This window comes from Streptomyces alfalfae (assembly GCF_004127445.1).
GTDB lineage: Bacteria > Actinomycetota > Actinomycetes > Streptomycetales > Streptomycetaceae > Streptomyces > Streptomyces alfalfae.
Genome location: NZ_QEXM01000037.1, coordinates 15,100 through 33,465, shown reverse-complemented (window position 1 = coordinate 33,465; position 18,366 = coordinate 15,100). Strand labels below are relative to the sequence as shown.

The 18,366-nt window shown below is 74.1% G+C and carries 10 protein-coding genes; 5 read left to right on the top strand and 5 right to left on the bottom strand.

Annotation, left to right across the window (positions count from 1 at the left end):
* Nucleotides 1–31 precede the first annotated feature (31 nt).
* The gene (locus DCW30_RS15265; RefSeq protein ID WP_162933623.1) at nucleotides 32–1,102 is read right to left on the bottom strand and encodes a serine hydrolase domain-containing protein; all 1,071 of its coding nucleotides are present in this window, start codon (nucleotides 1,100–1,102) and stop codon (nucleotides 32–34) included.
* Between the two features lie 310 nt (nucleotides 1,103–1,412).
* Here DCW30_RS15265 and DCW30_RS15260 point away from each other — a divergent pair, with 310 nt between their 5' ends.
* Nucleotides 1,413–2,075 (top strand): TetR/AcrR family transcriptional regulator, encoded by a 663-nt coding sequence (locus tag DCW30_RS15260; RefSeq protein ID WP_076687392.1) that lies wholly within the window; start codon nucleotides 1,413–1,415, stop codon nucleotides 2,073–2,075.
* A gap of 57 nt (nucleotides 2,076–2,132) precedes the next feature.
* Here the strand turns inward: DCW30_RS15260 and DCW30_RS15255 are convergent, their stop codons facing one another.
* Entirely contained in the window at nucleotides 2,133–2,816 is a 684-nt protein-coding gene (locus DCW30_RS15255) for a maleylpyruvate isomerase N-terminal domain-containing protein (RefSeq protein WP_076687391.1), read from the bottom strand.
* A gap of 239 nt (nucleotides 2,817–3,055) precedes the next feature.
* Here DCW30_RS15255 and DCW30_RS15250 point away from each other — a divergent pair, with 239 nt between their 5' ends.
* The 3 genes from DCW30_RS15250 (at nucleotide 3,056) to DCW30_RS15240 (ending at nucleotide 5,149) form a co-directional block, all read left to right on the top strand.
* A complete protein-coding gene (locus tag DCW30_RS15250; protein WP_076687390.1) occupies nucleotides 3,056–3,520 on the top strand; it encodes an ATP-binding protein in 465 nt (154 codons plus the stop codon).
* Nucleotides 3,521–3,688: 168 nt separating this feature from the next.
* The gene (locus DCW30_RS15245) at nucleotides 3,689–4,171 is read left to right on the top strand and encodes a hypothetical protein (RefSeq protein ID WP_076687389.1); all 483 of its coding nucleotides are present in this window, start codon (nucleotides 3,689–3,691) and stop codon (nucleotides 4,169–4,171) included.
* A gap of 141 nt (nucleotides 4,172–4,312) precedes the next feature.
* Nucleotides 4,313–5,149, top strand: a complete 837-nt coding sequence (locus DCW30_RS15240) for a Rossmann-fold NAD(P)-binding domain-containing protein (protein WP_076687388.1) — start codon at nucleotides 4,313–4,315, stop codon at nucleotides 5,147–5,149.
* Here the strand turns inward: DCW30_RS15240 and DCW30_RS15235 are convergent.
* Nucleotides 5,109–5,903 (bottom strand): helix-turn-helix domain-containing protein, encoded by a 795-nt coding sequence (locus DCW30_RS15235; RefSeq protein WP_076687387.1) that lies wholly within the window; start codon nucleotides 5,901–5,903, stop codon nucleotides 5,109–5,111. The two genes, DCW30_RS15240 and DCW30_RS15235, sit on opposite strands and share 41 nt — an antisense overlap.
* Nucleotides 5,904–5,982: 79 nt before the next feature.
* Here DCW30_RS15235 and DCW30_RS15230 point away from each other — a divergent pair, with 79 nt between their 5' ends.
* Nucleotides 5,983–6,873, top strand: a complete 891-nt coding sequence (locus DCW30_RS15230) for a LysR family transcriptional regulator (RefSeq protein WP_076687386.1) — start codon at nucleotides 5,983–5,985, stop codon at nucleotides 6,871–6,873.
* Between the two features lie 31 nt (nucleotides 6,874–6,904).
* Here the strand turns inward: DCW30_RS15230 and DCW30_RS15225 are convergent, their stop codons facing one another.
* Nucleotides 6,905–8,323 carry an MDR family MFS transporter gene (locus DCW30_RS15225; RefSeq protein ID WP_076687385.1) on the bottom strand — a complete coding sequence of 473 codons (1,419 nt, stop codon included), beginning with the start codon at nucleotides 8,321–8,323 and terminating at the stop codon, nucleotides 6,905–6,907.
* Nucleotides 8,320–18,366 carry a non-ribosomal peptide synthetase gene (locus tag DCW30_RS15220; protein ID WP_076687384.1) on the bottom strand — a complete coding sequence of 3,349 codons (10,047 nt, stop codon included), beginning with the start codon at nucleotides 18,364–18,366 and terminating at the stop codon, nucleotides 8,320–8,322. The genes DCW30_RS15225 and DCW30_RS15220 overlap by 4 nt, the downstream gene beginning before the upstream one ends.

Below are 18,366 nucleotides of genomic sequence, written 5' to 3'. Positions count from 1 at the left end.
GGCGGCTCCCCCGGCTCCCGGCCCCGGTGATCTAGCCGTGCATCGCCACGCGGCACAGCGTCGCGAGTGCGGCGTCGATGGGGTGGGGCTGCGGCCTGCCGGAGGCGTCGAGCCTGTTCCACCTCTGCATGTTCACCGCGAGGGCCAGCTGCCGCTTGCCGTCGGCACGGGTCATGGCCAGCGCTCCGCCGCCCCAGACCGAGCCACCGTGGCCCCAGAAGGCGCCGGGATCCTGCGCCGGGCGCGCGGAGCCCTCCATCGGGTGCAGGCCGAGACCGTAGTCGATCACCCTTCCCTCCTGGGAGACGACCGGGACGGTGCGTCGCATCTGCGCCAGCGACGACGGACCGACGATGTCTCCGGCCAGCAGCATGCCGAAGAAGCGGTTGATGTCCGCGACCGTCGATATGAGCGAGGCCGACGGCCCCACCCATGACATGTCGAAGACGCTGTAGTCGCGCGGCGGGTCGATCATGCCGAACCACGACTCGTAGAGCCGCGAGTGCGGGCCGTCCACATGCGGTCCCGTGGGGAGTTCGGTGTCGCACAGCCCGGCGCGCTCGATGACGTTCCGGGTGATGCACTCCTCGGCCGTGGCGCCGGTCACCTGCTCAAGGAGCTGGACGAGGAGCAGGTAGTTGGTGTTGGAGTACACCCCCGGAGTGCCGCCCGGAGCCCCGACGGCCGGTGCGGTGACGCCCATCTCGATCAGTTCCACGGGGTCGAACCGCGTGTGCCGGTGATCGTCCAGGCTCTGGGGCCCGGTCTCGGCGAGGTCGGGGAACGCCTTGAGGGACGGGTAGGCGTACGGAAGGTACTCGGCGAGGCCGCTGGTGTGGTTGAGGAGCATCCGCACCGTGATCGCGTCGCCGCGTTCTCCGGGGACGAGCTTCGGCAGGTACCGGGCGATCGGCGCGTCCAGGCCGATCTGACCGCTCTCGACCTGTTGCAGGACCGCGGCGGCGGTGAAGGTCTTGGTGATGCTGCCGACGCGGTGCCGCATGTCCGCGGTGACGGGGCGGCCGGTGGCGACGTCGGCGACCCCGGCGGCGCCGCGCCAGACCTGGTCGCCGTCTCGCACCTCGGCGAACAGGCCCGGCATTCCGGCGCGATGGACGCCTTCGAGCGCTGCGTCCAGCTCCGCCCCCGGCCCCGGCCCCACGGAATCGAGGGGGACTCCAGCCGCCTTCTCCCCGGTCGTCCCGGGCTGCTCGTTCTTCTCGGTCTTCACGTCATGCGTCCTTCCGTGTGCTCCGGGGGCGGGCGAGCGAGCTCCGCATCGGTCGCCTGACGCCGGACAACAGGGCACGAGTGGCATGCCGGTCCGCCCGGCATCCTCGTGTCCTCATTATGCACGCGGTGCGTGCAACACCAAGTGCACAGCTAGGATGGGAGCAGCCGAGAGGAGCGAGATGGCAGGCCGAAGGCGTTGGACGACCGATGAGATCCTGGACGCGGCGGCGGAGCTGCTGTGCACGAGCGACGCGGATTCGTTCAGCGTGCGCAAGCTGGCCGCGGCTCTCGGGACCGATTCCTCCAGCCTCTACCGTCACTTCCGCAGCAAGACCGAGCTGCTGCGCGCGGTGGCCGACCGGATTCTTCTGGCCGCGATGGAGGACTACCGCCCCGAGGGCGACTGGAAGCAGCGCGTCATGTCCCTGGCCCGGCATGTGAGGGCGGCCTTCGGGCGGCAGCCGCAGTTGGCCGCGGTCTGGGGACGCTACGCGTCGAGCGGCGCCGGTTCCCGGCTGGTGATGGAGGAGGTGCTACAGGCCCTGCGGGCGTCGGGGCTGCCCGACGAGGAGATCCCGGCGCGCTATCACCGGCTCGCGGTCCTCATCGCGGCGTTGATCTCCGCCGAGGCCGGGGCGAGCGGCGTCTCCCCCGCGGAGCACGAGCAGGGCATGGAGCTGTTCCGCGTGGCGGTACTGGGGGCCGATCCCGAGCGTTTCCCGGCCCTGGCCCACTTCGCCCGCGACGTACGTCCCCTCGGGGCGGATCGCAGCGCCGCGTTCGAGGAGATCCTCGCCGCCCAACTCGCATCCGTCGAGGCTGCGGCCCGTCCGAACCGGTGACTCCACCGCCGGTCGGCTCAGGCGTGGATCGGCAGGCCGGCGCCGGAGAACAGCCGGTCAGCCACGGCTCTGCGGCGCGCCGTGCCAGCGCCAGTCGGTCCGGCGGGGGCGCTCGGGCGTCTCGACACGCCCGGTGGCCCACAGCAAGGTCGACCACGGGGTGTCGATGACGGGCACGTCGGGGAACAGGCGCGCGAGGGCCCGCTCGCACAGGTCCCGCGGCGGCTCCGGCGCACCGTCCACGCCCTGGGAGGCGGGGCTCCCCGAGGTCGCGCCCTGGGCGATGTCGTGCGTGTGGACCAGCGTCTCGACCACACCCATGGCCGCGAAGCCCTCCGGGTCGGAGGCTCCGAAGACGTGCGGGGCCAAGGTGTTCGGGTCCGCCGCGTCCACGGCGATCGCGAGCAGGCCGCCGCAGGCCTCCACGACGGTCAGGAGCCCCTCGGGCCCCGCGTCACGGTCCCCGAAGACGACGTTGACCGGGCCGTCGGGCCGATCGCTGGACACGCGCAGCGGGACGCGGGGCACGCCCATGGGGTGCGCGAGCCCGAACCGCAGCGCATAGGTGAGCAGATCGTCCGCGAGGTGGTCGAGGGTCTCCCAGCGTGTCCACTCCAGGCCTCCGGCGCGTTCGTGCCATTGGCCGGCGGGGATGCCGCGGAGGGTGTCGCGGCAGTGGGCCACGGCCCGGCGTACGTGGTCACCCGACACCGGCATCCGCGGATCTGTGGACTGAGGCATGCCAGGAGCTTACAAAGCCCGGCCGGGCCGCTTTCGCCCTGCCCGTGCCAGAGCCCGCGCCTCCCCCGGCCGTCGCCTTCACCGTCGTTGTCGCCTTCACCGTCGTTGTGGCTCTCGCCGTCGTTGTGGCTCTCGCCGTCGTTGCCGCCCCCGCCGTCGTTGTCTCCGTCGCCGCACATGGATGGGATGTTGCCGGGTACACGCACACCGCACCGGCACGGGGAAGATGAGAGGTGCGTATGGGAGTGGGCAGCGAGAGTGACGGTGACGCCGAAGGCCGGGTTCTGGCCCGGACCAGTCACGCCCTGCACGGAAGTGCGGGCTGTATCGCCGAGGCCCGCCGCCTCGCGGCCGCCTTTCTCGACGCGGCTCGCTGCACCTACGACGTCATGGTCTCCGCCCAGGTGAAGGACCTCACGCTGCTGATCGTCAGCGAACTGGTCACCAACGCGTACAAGTACGCCCCCGGGCCGATGCTGATGAATCTCTGCATCACCCGGCACGTGGTGGAGATCTCCGTGTGGGACAGCGACTCCACCCTCCCCACGACCCATCGCACCGACCCGGGCCGCGTCGGGCAGCACGGCCTGGAGATCGTCACGCGGATCGCCCGCTCCTTCGGCGTCCAGCGTGAGCTGGTGGGCAAGCGCATCACCGCCTCGCTCCCCCTGAACGGCATTCCCGCCCAGAGGCTCTGCCCGTAGCGGGTCAGGGACGGACGGCGACAGCCCCCGTGGTGGGTCACCTGCGCGTGTCGGGGCACCACCGCCGAAGGGCGTGGTGACAGGTGTTTAGACTGCGGCACGTACGACCATCGCGGCCAACGTGTCGCGACTGACCGATTCTTGGGGGAATTTCACGTGCGTATGCGTATGGGGGCTGCTTCCGCCGCCCTGGCCACTCTGTTCGCCGTCGGTGTGGCCGCACCGGCGCAGGCCGCCGACTCCGACGCGCCGCAGTACCACAGTGTCGCCGGCGAGCAGGCCGCCCGCGCGTCCGGCATCGGGGCGTTCCGGACCATGGGCGACAACGTGCACTTCTCGCACACGGTGCGGGGACACATCAACGCCCACGGCTGGTGGAAGAACCTGAGCGGACCTGCCCGGGGCGTCAAGGCCAAGGTCACGGTGTGGCTCCAGGTCAAGCGCGGGGGTGAGTGGAAGACCCTGACCAAGTCGGCGAAGAACGTCTACCAGGGCGGCGGCAGCGGCAAGCGCACGGCGGCCGCGTACAAGTGCACGTACAACGTGGGGCAGTACGACTTCCGCAGCGTCATCGACGTCGACCTGATCGGCTACCCGGACGACAGCTCGAAGAAGATCACCGCGACGCAGAGGCTGGGCTGCGGCCTGTGACCGACAGCGATTCGTGACCGACCGCGGACGGTGATCAGCCGTGGGCCATGACCGACCGCCTGGCCGTGTTCCACGGGTGAGGCGGTGCCGGACGAGTACTCTTCCGGCACCGCCTGCTTCTCTTTTCGGGAGTGTCTGTCCGTGTTTCCCCCCACCGTCGTCGTCGGCCTGCACGGAACCCTTCAGCTGCCTCCGTGGTTCGACCGGGTGGTGGAGCGGGAGGACGACGCCGAGGGCTCCGTCGCGGACGAACTCCTCTTCCTCGCCGTCGACCGGGCCGGTTCCTACGGCTGGCGCACCGTCAGCGGGCTGCTGCACGAGGACGGCGAGGTCACGGCCGAACACGAGCCCACGGCGTGGGCCCATGAAGAGGTCGGCGGCGACTGGACCCAGGACGGCGCGGTACGCCAGTTGGCGTGGCTCGGGGCGGGGGTGCGCACCCACCCCCCGCGGCCGGGCATCCCCGTACGGCCGATCGCCCTGGTGCTGTCCGAGACGCTGGCCCGGGTGGGCACGGTGACGTTCACGGGGCTGCACGCCCTGCTGCCGTTGCACGCGACCGAGCGCGACACGGCCTTCCACCAGATCGAGTTGGCGCCGTGGTTCGGCCTGACCGATCCGGACGTCCGGTACGAAGTGGTGGTGACCGTCTCCTGCCGGCCCGGCGAGGGCGGTGTGGACCCGGGGGACGCGGCGGCCCTGTCTGCGGCGGTGCGGGAGAAGACCTCGGGGGCGGTGGACGTCCTCGCGCCGACGGCGGAGGGCGTGCTCGCGGGGCTGGACCTCGATCTCAGCCGGACGGTGCACACCGAGGGGATGCGCGAAGTGATCCGGTTCGGCTGCGTCACGCGGGAGTGGTCGCCGGACATGGCGGTGTGGCTCGTGGAGTCGACCGCCGAGGCCCTGCGCGAGACGGGACGACCTGCGCCGGTGGTCGTCACGGCCTCACTGGCGTCCGGGCCGTCCCGGGACAGCTGATCCGGCCGCCGTCCGCCCGCGTCTCCTCGGTGCGCGTCAGTGCGACGACGAGGTCACGGAACTCCGTGCGCTCCCGGGCGGTCAGGGCGGCGTAGAGCGGTGCTTGCAGTTCGGTGGTGAGCCGTTCGGCGCGCTGCCACTGGGGGCGCAGGGCCTCGGACGCGGGAGGCGGCTGTTCCCAGCCGTAGTGGGCTGCCTGCTCCGAGCCCAGGTTGATGACCATGGCCGTCCGGGCGGTCAGTCCGCACAGGCGTACGGCGGCCAGGTGGCAGGCTCCCCGGTGCTCCCGCAGCACATGGACGCGCTGCATGGCCGCGCCGGCCGGGTCGTCGTCGGGGCAGGGCCGCGCGCGCCAGCCGGCGAACAGGGGCAGTGCGTCCGCGTCGGCCGCGTCGATCAGTCGCCGCGCCAGCCGGTTGAAGTGCTCCACGTCGACGTCGCCGGGGATGTGGGCACGTCCCCACTGCCGGACCGCGCCCGCGTAGCAAGCGGCGGCATCCTGTGCCGGCATCACGGGCCGCCCCGCCCTCCAGCCCACGGAGACCAGGCCGGGGCCGAGGAAGCCCTGCGCCGCCCGGACCACCGCGACCGGCGCCTCGCCGAGCACCCCGAACCGGCCACGGCAGTAGAAGGCACGCCCCGGAGGGAAACCGGCGCGCGCGCCCACGGCGCTGGTCGCCTCGTCGGACATGAACTCGTCGCCGAAGTCATGGAGGGGCCGGGCCACCGCGTCGACGCAGTCGAGGATTTCCATGGGCCAACGATCACGCACCGTGAATCGACAGGACAAGGGGGTCTTTGCTGAGGTGTCCCTTTAGGTAATCTGCCCAGTCATGCTGGACATCCGCCGTCTGCACATGCTGAAGACCGTCGTCGCACGCGGTTCCATCACCGCTGCCGCACAGTCGCTGGGTCTGACCGCCGGGGCCGTGTCCCAGCAACTGGCGGCGCTGCGACGGGAGGTCGGCGTCGACGTGCTGCGCCCCGACGGGCGCACCGTGGCCCTGACCGAGGCGGGGCGGGTGCTCGTCGAGCACGCCGACCGGATCTTCGACGCGGTGCGGGAGGCCGAGAGCGCCGTCGCGGCGGTCAAGGACACCGTCGGCGCCGCCGTCACGCTGGCCGCACTGCCGTCGACCGTGGCCCGCGTCGTGGCGCCCGCGCTGACGGCGCTGGCCGCACGGCATCCCCGGCTCACCGTCACCTGCCTCGTCACCGACCAGGCGCAGCTGCGGGAACTCTCGCTCGGCACCGTCGATGTGGTGCTCGGACAGCGGTATCACCACATGCCCGACGCCACGCCCCGCGGTGTCGTCGCCCATCGGCTGCTCGACGATCCGCTGCTGGTCGTCACCGCGGCGGACCGGTCCGATGGACGCCCCGTCCCCCTGCGGGAACTGGCCGCCCACCGCCTCGTCCTGCCGCCGCCGGACACGGACTGCGGACAGGCCGTCCTGCACGCCTGCCGGCTGGCGGGCCTCACACCGTCCGCGCCCTACGTCACCGCCGACATCGCAGCCCAACTCGCCCTCGCGCGAGCCGGTCTCGCGACCGCGCTCGTCCCTCGGACCGCCATCGAGCCGACCGCGCCCGGCATCCGCACCTCGCCCGTCGAGGACCGTCCGATCCACCGCGAGCTGTTCGCCGCGACGCGCCGGGCGGACACCGCCGACCCCACGGCCAACGCCGTCGTGGCCGCGCTGCGCACGGTCGCGCGGCAGTGAACCGCGCGCGGGACCGGCGGTGGTCGTGCTCCTAGGCCATCTTCTTCGGGCCCGTGCGGGGCAGTCTCGTCGCGCCCGCCGCCGCGAGCAGGCAGAGGCCGAGCACCCACCAGAAGGTGTCGGCGAACGCCTGGGGGACGTCCTGGCCGTGGGCGGTGAGGCGGCTCTGGAGGACCACGGCGAGCAGGGCCGTGCCGAGCGAACCGCCCACCGTGTTCAGGAGGTTGAGCGCTCCCGAGGCGCGCGGGAGCTGGGCGGGCCCGATGCGGCTGTAGACGATGTTCATCACCGGCGCGCCGATCATGGCCATGCCGACGCCGCGTACCGCCAGCGCCACCGCGATCACCGCGTCCGGGGGCTCGTGGCCGAGCTGGGTGAACGGCAGCGTGCCCAGGAGGATCAGCCCGATGCCCGTGACGACGAGAGTGCGCGGGGCGGCCTTGTCGATCGTGCGGTTGACCAGGACCGAGCCGGCCGCCGCGCCCAGCCCCTGCGGGGCCAGGAGCAGCCCCGCCTCGAACGCCGACAGGCCGCGGCCCGTCTGGAAGTACAGCGGCAGCAGGAACATCGTGCCGAACACCGACGCGCCGAGGACGAGCAGCGCGAGCGCGGCGGCCCCGAAGGGCGGGCGGGTGAAGAGGCGGGGGTCGACCAGCGGCGTGCCACGCGTGCGCAGCCCGTGGACGGTGAACCCGGCCAGCATCGCCACGCCCGCCACGATCCCCACCGCGGCCGGCAGCGCGCTGCCGTGGGAGACCTCGGTGAGCCCGTAGACCAGTACGGCGAGGCCGGGCGAGAGCAGCGCCGCCCCGCGCAGGTCGAACGCGGTGCGCTCGGCGGACGGCGGCACGTCCGGCACATGGCGGCGGGCCAGCAGGATCGCCGCCGCGCCGATCGGCAGGTTGACCAGGAACAGCCAGGGCCAGGGCGCCACGCCGAGGATGGAGCCGCCGGCCAGCGGGCCGAGGACCGGTGACAGGAGCGGGACGACCGCCACGACGCTGATCACCCTGCCGGTGCGGCCGGGCCCCGCGATCCGGGCGAGCAGCGCCTGTCCGGTCGCCGGGAGCAGTCCGCCGCCGAGGCCCTGGATCACCCGGAACACGATCAGGCTGGGCGCCGACCAGGCCAGCGCGCACAGCGCCGAGCCGAGCAGGAACACCCCGATGGCTGCGATCCAGGTCCGCCGGCCGCCGAACCGCCCGGCCAGCCAGCCGGACGCGGGCACGGCGCCCACGACGGCCAGCAGGTAGGCGGTGGACACCCACTGGATCTGGGTGACCGAGGCGGTGAACTCCGTCGCCAGGGTGTCGATGCCGACGCTGACGATGGTGGCGTCGATCGTGGCCATGAAGGTGCCGAGCACCAGGATGAACGCGATCCTCAGCAACCCGGCGTCGACCCGCGCGGGCGGCGCCTCCGCCGTGTCGTCGGCGGTCTTGTCGCTCACGAGCGCTCCAGAGGGTCGGACACGTCAGCACCGAGGAGGTCGGACACGTCCGCGTCCATGTGGTCGGCCAGGCCGCGGAGCAGCCCGAGCAGTTCGTCGGCGAGTCCGTCGGCGTCCACTCCGGCGCGGTGGGCGAGTACGCCCGTCCAGCCGTCGCCCTCCGGCATGACCGTCAGGGTGACCGGGTGGTGGGTGGACTCGCGGAAGCGGGTCCCGACGACCGTGAGCCCGGGGGCGGGTTCGCGGAGCCGGTCGGGGTCGACGGGGTAGTTCTCGAAGACCACGAGGCTGTCGAAGAGCCTGCGGCGGCCGGTCAGCCGTTCCAGGTCGGTCAGGGCGACGTGGTGGTGCTCGACCAGTGCCTGCCCGCGGGCCTGGAGGCCGGCGAGCGTCTCCGCGAGCGTGCCGCCGAGCCGTGCTCGTACGGGCACGGTGTTGGCCATCAGGCCGATGATCTCCTCGACGCCCGCCACCTCGGCGGGACGGCAGGCGACCATGGCGCCGAAGCAGACGTCGCCGCGCCCGGAGCGCCGGGCGAGGAGGAGCGACCAGGCGCCCTGGACCAGCGTGTTCCTGGTCAGGCCGTGGCGCGCGGCGAGGTCGGACAGCTCCTTCACCAGGGCCGCGTCGAACTCGATGAGGGTGGGTTCCTGCCAGGCGGGGCCCAGGTCGGCGGCGCTCGCGCCGCCGGTGAGGTAGTCGCCTTCTGGCAGGCCGTCGAGTTCGGCGGCCCACACGTCGAGGTCCGGTTCGTGCTCGGACCGCCGCCGCAGATAGTCGGCGAAGGGCACGGGCGCGGGCAGGGCCGGTTCCTCGCCCCGGACGCGCGCGGTGTAGAGCGCGAACAGTTCGGTGAGGATGCGCGGGGCCGACCAGCCGTCGGACAGGACGTGATGGGTGGTCAGGACGAGGTCGGCGAGGCCGGGGCCGCGCCGGATGACGGTCAGGCGGACGAGCGGCCCCTCGGCGAGGTCGAACGGCTCGGCGAGGTCGGCCGCCAGGACGTCCTCCGCGGGCCCGTCGGAGACCCGGCAGTCGGGGCGCGGGGAGTCCGGGATCACCGCGAGGTCCGCGGGGAAGACGGCGCCCAGGTTCGGGTGCCTGGCCAGAAGGTCGGCGCCCGCGGCGTGCAGGGCGTCGACGTCGAGGTCTCCCTCCAGGGTGAACGCCGACTGGACGGTGTACGGGTCGGGGCGCTCGGTGCGCGAGTGCCGCAGCATCACTTCCTGGAGCGGGGTGAGCGGCTGGACCTCGGCGACCGTGCGGCCTTCGCCGAGCCCCTTGATCTCCGGCGCGGCGGCGACGTCCTGGGCGGCGGTGCGCAGGTGCCCGGCCAGGTCCTCGATCTCGGCGGCGGTGAACAGCGCGGACGGCCAGGTGATCCGGATGCCGAGCGCGTCGTCGCGCACCAGGGCGTTGACCATCAGGGCGTGCGGCAGCGGCAGCGCGCTGGTGCCGCCGGAGCCGAGCGGGTCGGCGTCCGGCGGCGCCTGCCACGCCGTCTCCTGCTCGGGGGCGCCGGGGAACTGCCCGAGGTAGTTCCAGGCGACCTCCGGGCGTACGGGGTCGAGCAGGCCCGCGGAGGTGAGGATGCCGTGGCCGAGGCCGTCGCCCTGGGCCCGCAGCCGCTCCTTGACCGCCTGGACGTCGTCGCCCGCGTCGAGCCGCACGGGGTGGACGGCGGTGAACCAGCCGACCGTCTGGGAGAGGTCGACCCGCGTCGGCCTGCCGTGGCCCTCCAGTGCGACAAGGAGCTCCGGGACGCCGCGCCAGTCGCGTACGGCGCGGGTGAGGGCCGTGAGCAGCACGGCGTCCGGGGTGGTGCGGTGGGCGGCGGGCAGGGTCGTGATGAGGGCGCGGGTCGCCTCGGCGTCGAGCCAGACCTCGTGGTGCGCGGCGGTGGCCGCGGTGTCGCGTGCCGGGTCGAGGGGGTCGGTGAGCGCGGGGGTGGCGGTCATCCGCCGCCAGTGCGGCAGTTCTGCACTCCGGTCGGCGTCGCGCAGGGAGCGTGCCCAGCCGACGAACGACTGGCCGTGCCGGGTGAGCGTGCCGCCCGAGTACGCGTGCTCCACGTCGTCGAGCAGGACGCGCCAGGAGACGCCGTCCACGACCAGGTGGTGGGCGATCAGGACGAGCCTGCCCGGCCGTCCGGGTCCGGCGTCCACCCACAGGGCGCGCAGCAGGGGCCCGGTGCGCGGGTCCATCTCCTCCTGTACGGCGGCCACGTGGGCGTCGATCAGGGGGCGCGGGTCGTCCGTGGCCCGTACGGGTGTCAGGACGTCGGCGGCGGTCACGGCGCCGACCGGCGGGACGCGCAGCACGTCGCCCGCCAGGTGGGCCCGCAGCACGTCGTGCCGGGTGAGGACGGCGTCGAGCACGGCCCGCCAGGTCGCCTCGTCGCCGCCCGCGGGGACGCAGACCTCCACCCACTGGCAGAAGCCGTCGGCGCCGGTGCCCGCGCGCTGGAGCAGGTCGCGCATGACGGGGGTGAGCGGCGCGTCGCCGGTCGCGGGCGCCGTACCGCCGTCCAGGGTGCGGGCGCGGGCGGCGATGCCCGCGACCGTCTCACCCTCGAAGACGTCCCTCGCGGTCAGGCCGAGCCCCTTGCGGCGGGCCCGCGAGACCACTTGCAGCGACACGATGCTGTCGCCGCCGATGGTGAAGAAGGCGTCGTCGGGGCCGATGTCATCGGTGCCGAGGACGTCGCGGAAGACGCCGAGCAGCACGGCCTCGGCCTCGGTGGCCGGTTCACGCCGTGCGGCGCCGGCGGTCTCCGGGGCGGGCAGGGCGCTCTGGTCGAGCTTGCCGCCGGGGGTCAGCGGCAGCCGGTCGATGGGCACGAGCGCGGTCGGCACCATGTGGTCCGGCAGCTCCTCCGCCAGGTACGCGCGCACCCGGGCGGTGTCCAGGTCGGCGTCGTCGGTCGGGATGACGTACCCGATGAGCCGGTCGTCCCTGACGATCACCGCGCCGGCGCGGACGTCGGGGTGGCGGGTCAGCGTGGACTCGATCTCGCCCAGCTCGACGCGGAAGCCGCGGATCTTGACCTGGTGGTCGACGCGGCCGAGGAAGACGAGCTGTCCGTCGGGCCGCCGGCGCACGAGGTCGCCGGTGCGGTACATCCGCTTCCCCGGTGTGCCGAAGGGGTCGGCGACGAACGCCGAGGCGGTCAGTCCCGGGCGGCCGAGGTAGCCGCGGGCCACGCCGGGGCCGCCGAGGTACAGCTCGCCCGTGACGCCGGCGCCGACGGGCTGGAGGCCGCCGTCGAGCACGTAGGCGCGGACGTTGGGGTCGGGGCGGCCGATCGGCAGCGGGCCGGGGTCGTCCGGGTCGTAGTGCCAGGTGACGGCGTTGATGGTGACCTCGGTGGGGCCGTAGGCGTTGAAGAGCGCCTTGCGGCCGGTTCCCCAGCGGCGCGCCAGCTCGGGGTCGAGCCGCTCCGCGCCGACGACGAAGAACACGTCGGGGTCGACCGTGCGGTCGTCGGGCATGGCGGCCAGGAACGACGGCAGCAGGTTCACGCCGGTGACGCGGTGTTCGACGATGTAGTCGAGCAGTTCGTCGCCGGGGACGCGCACCTCCTCGGGGGCGATCACGGAGGTGCCGCCGGACAGGAGCGGCACCATGGTCTGCCAGAACGCCACGTCGAAGCTGGTCGAGGCGAAGTGCAGGTACCGGTCGTGCTCGGTGACCCCGACGACCTCCTCCTGGAGCGCGATCAGGTCCGGCACGCCCCGGTGGGTCACCCCGACGCCCTTGGGACGCCCGGTGGTGCCGGAGGTGTAGATGACGTACGCGAGCGCGTCGTCGGTGAGCCTGGCGCGCGCCTCGGCCGGGTCGGTGCCGGGCATCGACGCGAGCGTGGCGGGGTCGTCGAGCCGCAGTACGGGGATGTCGCGGGCGGAGGGGACGTCGGCGCCGGTCGTCACGGCGGCGGCCGGGACGATGTCGTCGAGCATGTACGCGAGGCGTTCGCGCGGGTAGCTCGCGTCCATCGGCACGTACACCGCGCCCGCCTTGGCCACGGCGAACAGCGCCACGGTCATCTCGATGTCCCGTCCGAGCAGCACGGCCACCGGGTCCTGCGGCCGTACGCCGCGCCGGATCAGCGCGTGGGCGAGCCGGTTGGCCTCGCGGTCGAGTTCCGCGTAGGTGAGGCTGCGGTCGCGGCAGACCAGGGCCTCGGCGTCGGGCTTGTGGCGGACCCGGGCGGCGAACTCCGCCAGCCAGTGGCCGCGTTCCTTGGCGGCGACGGTCTCGGTGCCCGAGCGCAGTGCCCGCTCGCGCTCGGCGGGGTCGAGCGCGGGCAGCCGGAGCGCGGGCCGCGCCGGGTCGTCGACGATCTCCCGCAGGAGGTTGACCAGCCAGCGGCCGTAGTCCTCCACGGTCGACTCGGTGAAGGCGCGCGGCTGGTAGCCGAGGCCGATGGTGATCTCGTCGTCGGGGATGACGATGACGGTCAGCGCGTAGTGCGTGGCGTCGGTGATGTCCACGCCCGCCAGGTCGAGGCCGGGGGCGAGCGGGGTGCGCTTCCTGCTGGACAGCGGGAAGTTCTCCATCACCAGCATGGTGTCGAAGAGTTCGCCGACGCCGGTCGCCCGCTGGATCTCGGGCAGGCCGACGTGGTGGTGGTCGGCGAGCGCCACGCTCTCGGCGTGCACGTCCGCGAGGAGGTCGGCGGCGGTGCGGTCCGGGGTGTGCCGCACGCGCACCGGGATGGTGGTGCCGAGCTGGCCGATCATCGACTCGACCCCGTCGACCTCGGCGGGCCGCCCGGAGACCGGGCAGCCGAACACGACGTCACGGCTCCCGGTGAGCCTGCCGAGCAGCAGGCCCCAGGCCGTCTGGAGCACCGTGGTCAGGGTGACGCCCCGCTCACGGGCGAACGAGCGCAGCCGGTCGCTGAACTCCTGCCCGAGTCCGACGCTGACGCGGCCGGGCCGCTCGACGCCGGTCCCGGTGCTCGCGGGCGCGAGGCGCGTCGCCTCGTCGACGCCGGCCAGGGCGTCCCGCCACACGTTCAGCGACGCCTCGCGGTCGCGGCCCGCGAGCCAGCGGAAGTACTCGGACAGCGGCGGGGCGACGGGGGCCGCGGGCCCGCCGCTCAGTTCGGCGTAGAGGGCGAGGAGGGTGCGGCCGACCAGCGGCATCGACCAGCCGTCGAGCAGGGCGTGGTGGTTGGTGATGACCAGCTTGTGCTCGGCGGGGCCGACGCGGGAGAGCAGGAAGCGGAGCAGCGGTGGCCGTGCCGGGTCGAAGGGGCGCGCGAGTTCGGCGCGGACGGCGTCCTCGAACCGGTCGTCCCGCCGGAAGTCCAGGGCGACGTCGGCGGGGATCACCTGCACCACGTCGTCCCCGGCCTGGGCCAGGTACACGCGCAGGGCGGGGTGGCGGCGCAGGAGTTCACGCGCGGCCTCGGCCATCCGCTCCGGCACCAGCTCGCCGACGAGGGTCGTCACGGCCTGGACGACGTAGACGTCCGTTTCGGGGTCGTCGCGGACCAGGGTGTGGAAGGAGAGCCCGACCTGGAGGGGTGTGGCGGGCAGGACGTCGGCGATACGGCCGGCGCCGTCGGTGTGTTCGAGTACGTCGATGGCGGCCTGGTCGAGGCCGACCAGCGGCAGGTCCGAGGGGGTGAGCCCGCCCGAGGTGTGCCTCGCGTGCTCGGCCAGCGCCTCCAGGGCCCTGCCCCAGGCCTCCTGCAGCGCCTCGACGGCGTCGGCGCCGAAGACCTCGGTCGCGGCCGTCCACTCGACGGCGAGCCGGGGCGCGCCCTCCTCGTGGACGAAGCAGTTGAGGGCGAGGACCTGCTCCAGGGCCTTGGCGTCCGGTTCGGTCACCGCGAAGGCGTCCCGCTCCGGCAGCCGCCAGCCGGCCGCGGCGAGCGGGGCGAACCGGCCGAGGTAGTTCAGGAGCACGTCCGGTGCCGGCACGTTCCTGAACTCCTCGTCGACCGCCGGGTCCAGGCAGCGCAGCACTCCGTAGCCGATGCCGCCGTCGGGGACGGCGCGCCGGGCCTCCTTGGCCGCGCGCAGCACCCGGCCGGCGTCGCCGGCCGCGGGGACGCGCACCGGGTACTCGCTGGTGAACCAGCCGACGGTGCGGGCCAGGTCGAGGTGTTCGCGGCCGTGGCCCTCCATGGTGACGGTCAGCGCGTCGCCGTCGACGCCGTGTTCGCGCAGGGCCAGGACGAGCACGGCGAGGAGCACTTCGTCGACGCCGGCGCGGTAGGCCGCGGGCAGGGTCGTCAGCACCGCCTCGGTGGCCTCGGGCGAGGCGACGGTGACCGAGCGGTGGGCCGTGGCGACGGTGTCCCGCGCCGGGTCGAGGCGTCGTGCGCCGATACGGGTCGCGGAGGCGAGGGCGGTGCGCCAGTGGTCGAGTTCGCCCCGGCGCGCTCCGGTGCGGCCCTGCTCGTCGAGGAGCCGTGCGTGGCGCCGCCAGGACGTACCCGCCGGGTCGAGGGCGCCCCCCGTGCAGGCGGTGTGCAGGTCGGGCAGGAGGACCCGCCAGGACACGCCGTCCATGGCGAGGTGGTGCACGACGACGACGAGCCGGTCGGGTTCGCCCTCGCGGGTGCGGACGAGGGCCACGCGCAGCAAGTCGCCCGTGAGCGGGTCGAGTTCGGCGGCGAGGTTCCGGGCGAGCGATGCCACGTCCGCGGCGCCGACCTCGCGCACGTCGGCCGGCACGGTGCCGCGCGGCAGCACCTCCAGGCAGTCGGCCACGCGCAGGCGCAGCGCGTCGTGGTGGTCGAGCACGGTGCGCACGCCCGCCACGAGGTCGGTCACGGCGAGTCCGTCGACACGCAGGGCGGTCCACTGGGCGTATCCGGCGACGGTGCCGACGTCCGGGTGGGGGTCGAGCAGGCCGCGCACGATCGGCGGTGCGGGCACGGGCCCGGTCGCGTCGTCCACCTGCTCCGTGGCGTTCTCCACCGGCTTCGCGGAGGCCGCGAGGGCGGCGAAGCTGCGGCGGGCGAGGAGGTCGCGCGGCCGCAGTGCGATGCCCTTGGCCCGCAGCCGGCTGCTGATGGTGATGGCGGTGATGCTGTCGCCGCCCAGGGCGAAGAAGTCGTCGTCCACGCCGACCCGGTCGGTCTCGAAGACCTCGGCGAGGACGGCGCAGAGCAGCCGCTCGTTGTCGGTGCTCGGCTCGCGGCCGCCGCCGGACGACGCGGGCGCGGGCAGGGCGGCGCGGTCGAGCTTGCCGTTGGTGGTGACGGGGAGTTCGTCGAGGACCACCACGGCCGCGGGGACCATGTGCTCCGGCAGCCGCTCGGCGAGCCGGGCGCGCACCGCTTCGGCGGTGACCGAGGTGGAGACGACGTAGCCGACGAGGCGGCCACCGCGCACGGCCGCGGCCGCCGAGGTGACGCCGGGGACCGCGCCGAGGGCGGCCTCGACCTCGCCGGTCTCCACGCGGTGGCCGCGGATCTTGACCTGGCCGTCGCCGCGGCCCAGGTACTGAAGGCCGCGTCCCGGCACCCAGCGGCCGAGGTCGCCGGTGCGGTACATGCGCGCTCCCGGCGCGCCGAAGGGGTCGGCGACGAAGCGCTCGGCGCTCGCCCCCGGCCTGCCGAGGTAGCCGCGGGCCAGGTGCGGTCCCGCCAGGTACAGCTCGCCCGCTGTGCCGTGCGGGACCGGTTGGAGGGCGTTGTCCAGGAGGTGGACGCGGGTACCCGCGAGGGGGTGGCCGATGGTCGGCTCCTCGCCGTCGACGCGCGCGACGGTGCTGGTCACGGTGGCCTCGGTGGGCCCGTACATGTTGCGCGCGTTGATGCCCGCCTCGGTGATACGGCGCCACAGGGCGGGCGGGGTGGCCTCGCCGCCGAGGACGAGGAGCCGGGGCCGCAGGCCGAGGAGGCCGTTGTCGAGCAGGGGGGCGGCCATCGACGGCGTGGTGTCGATGATGTCGATGCCGTCGCGGACGTACGCGGCGAGCAGGTCGTCGGCGTCGCGGGTGGTCTCGGCGTCGTACACGTGGAGTTCGTGGCCGCAGAGCAGCCAGATCAGGTGCTCGAAGGCGGAGTCGAAGGCGAAGGAGTAGGTGTGCGAGGCGCGCAGGCGTCGGCCCGCGGTCCGCTCGACCTCGGCGACGACCGTGGAGCGCTGGTGGTGCAGGAGGGCGGCGAGGCCGCCGACCCGGCCGAGGACGCCCTTGGGGCGGCCGGTCGAACCGGAGGTGTGGATCACGTAGGCGAGGTGTTCGGGGTGGCGGGGCGCGGCGAGGTCGGCGGCCGTGAGGGGTGCGCCGGACAGCGTCGCGGCCTCGTCGAGCAGGGCGGCCCACGGGAGTCCGTCGACCGTGCCGTCGGTCACGACGAGCGCGGGGCGGGTGTCGGCGATCAGCTCGCGCAGCCGCTCGGCGGGGTGGGCGGCGTCCAGCGGCAGGAACGCGGCGCCCGCGTCCATGACGGCGAGGAGGGCGACGACGGCGTCGGCGGAGCGGGGCAGCGCGAGGGCCACCACGTCGTCGGGGCCGATGCCGCGGGCCCGCAGCGCACGGGCGAGACGGTGTACGCGGCTCGCCAGCTCCCCGGCGGTGTACCGCTCGTCGCCGCAGAGGAGGGCGGTGCGGCCGGGGTCGGCGGCGGCCATCGCGTCGAAGGCGGCCGGCACGTCCACCGGGGTGCCCGGCAGGGCGGGCGGCGTCCGGTCGGCGAGGATGCCGTCCGCGTCGTCGGTCAGGGCGATCCGCCCCACCGGCAGGCCGTCGGTGAGCCCGGTGAGCAGGGCGCGCAGACCGGCCAGCTTGGCGTCGACGGCGGCCTGGTCGCTGGTGCGCGCGTCGACCTCGAAGCCGAACAGGAGGCCGCCGTCGCGGGTCGGCAGGACGCTCAGGCCCATGTCCTCCGGCGGGCCGCCGGCGACGTTGCGCATGACGCCGGTGGCGCCCGCGAAGTCGAGGGTGAGGTCGAACGCCTTGAGGTTGACGCCGCGGCCGTGCAGCAGCGCGCCCGCGCCGGGCACGCCGAGGTCACGCGGCAGGTCCTCGCCCCGGTAGCGCTGGTGGTCGCGCATCTCGCGCATGGCGTCGGCGACGCGCCGGCCCACCTCGGCGAGGCCGTCCTCGGGGCGCACGGTCACCCGCAGGGGCAGCACGTTGACGGCCATGGCGGGGGTGCGCAACTCGGTGGAGCCCGTACGGCACATCAGCGGCAGCGCGAAGACCACGTCGGCGCCGCCGAGGACCCGGTGCAGGAACGCGGCGTATCCGGCGATCAGCGCCTCGCCCCAGGTGACGCCCGCGCGGTCGGCGAACGCGCGCAGCCGTGCCGTCTCCTCGGGCGGCAGGACGGCGCGGGCGGTCAGGGTGCGGTCGGGCGGGCCCGCGGCCGTGTCGGTGTCGCCGAGTTCGGGGAGCGGGGTGAACCGCTCGACCCAGTAGGCGCGGTCCTCGGCGAAGCGGTCGCTCGCGCGGTACTCCTGGTCGGCGGCGACGAGGGCGGCGAAGTCCCCGAAGGCCGAGGGCCGGGGCTCGGCGCCGCGCACGAGGGCCGTGTAGCGGGCGGCGGTGCGGCGGGCGAGCATCGCGGCGGTGTAGCCGTCGAAGATCAGGTGGTGGCCGAGCTGGGTGTACCAGACCTCGTGGTCGGAGAGCTTGATGACGGTCCGCGCGTACAGCGGCCGGTCCACCATCCCGCGGCACGCCTCGCCCGCCCGCGCCCGCTCGGCCGTGACGAACGCGTGCGCCGCGGCACGGGGGTCCACCTCGCCGCTGAGGTCGACGACCCGGGGCGGCTCGACCGGCTCGTCACCGACCCGCTGGCGCGGGCCTTCCGGCGTGTCGTACACCCGCAGACGCAGCGTCTCGGCCTCTTCGGTGGTGGCCCGCACGGCCTCCACCAGCGCGTCGACGTCGACCGGCGTACCGTCTCCGCTGCCGCCGCCGTCCGTGCCGCTCGCGCCGCCGGATATCTCGATGACGTCGCCGACGACGTAGTACGGCGAGTCCGGTTCGAGGCGTTGGGCGTTCCAGATGCCCTGCTGGGCGCTGGTCAGGGCGAGCAGTCGGTCCGAGGACGCGCCTGTGGTGCTCAA

Excerpts from the sequence above, each read along its gene's own strand:
- DCW30_RS15265 (WP_162933623.1), bottom strand. The coding sequence starts at position 1,102 with ATGCCGGGCCTGTTCGCCGAGGTGCGAGACGGCGACCAGGTCTGGCGC.
- DCW30_RS15260 (WP_076687392.1), top strand. The coding sequence starts at position 1,413 with ATGGCAGGCCGAAGGCGTTGGACGACCGATGAGATCCTGGACGCGGCG.
- DCW30_RS15255 (WP_076687391.1), bottom strand. The coding sequence starts at position 2,816 with ATGCCTCAGTCCACAGATCCGCGGATGCCGGTGTCGGGTGACCACGTA.
- DCW30_RS15250 (WP_076687390.1), top strand. The coding sequence starts at position 3,056 with ATGGGAGTGGGCAGCGAGAGTGACGGTGACGCCGAAGGCCGGGTTCTG.
- DCW30_RS15245 (WP_076687389.1), top strand. The coding sequence starts at position 3,689 with ATGGGGGCTGCTTCCGCCGCCCTGGCCACTCTGTTCGCCGTCGGTGTG.
- DCW30_RS15235 (WP_076687387.1), bottom strand. The coding sequence starts at position 5,903 with ATGGAAATCCTCGACTGCGTCGACGCGGTGGCCCGGCCCCTCCATGAC.
- DCW30_RS15230 (WP_076687386.1), top strand. The coding sequence starts at position 5,983 with ATGCTGGACATCCGCCGTCTGCACATGCTGAAGACCGTCGTCGCACGC.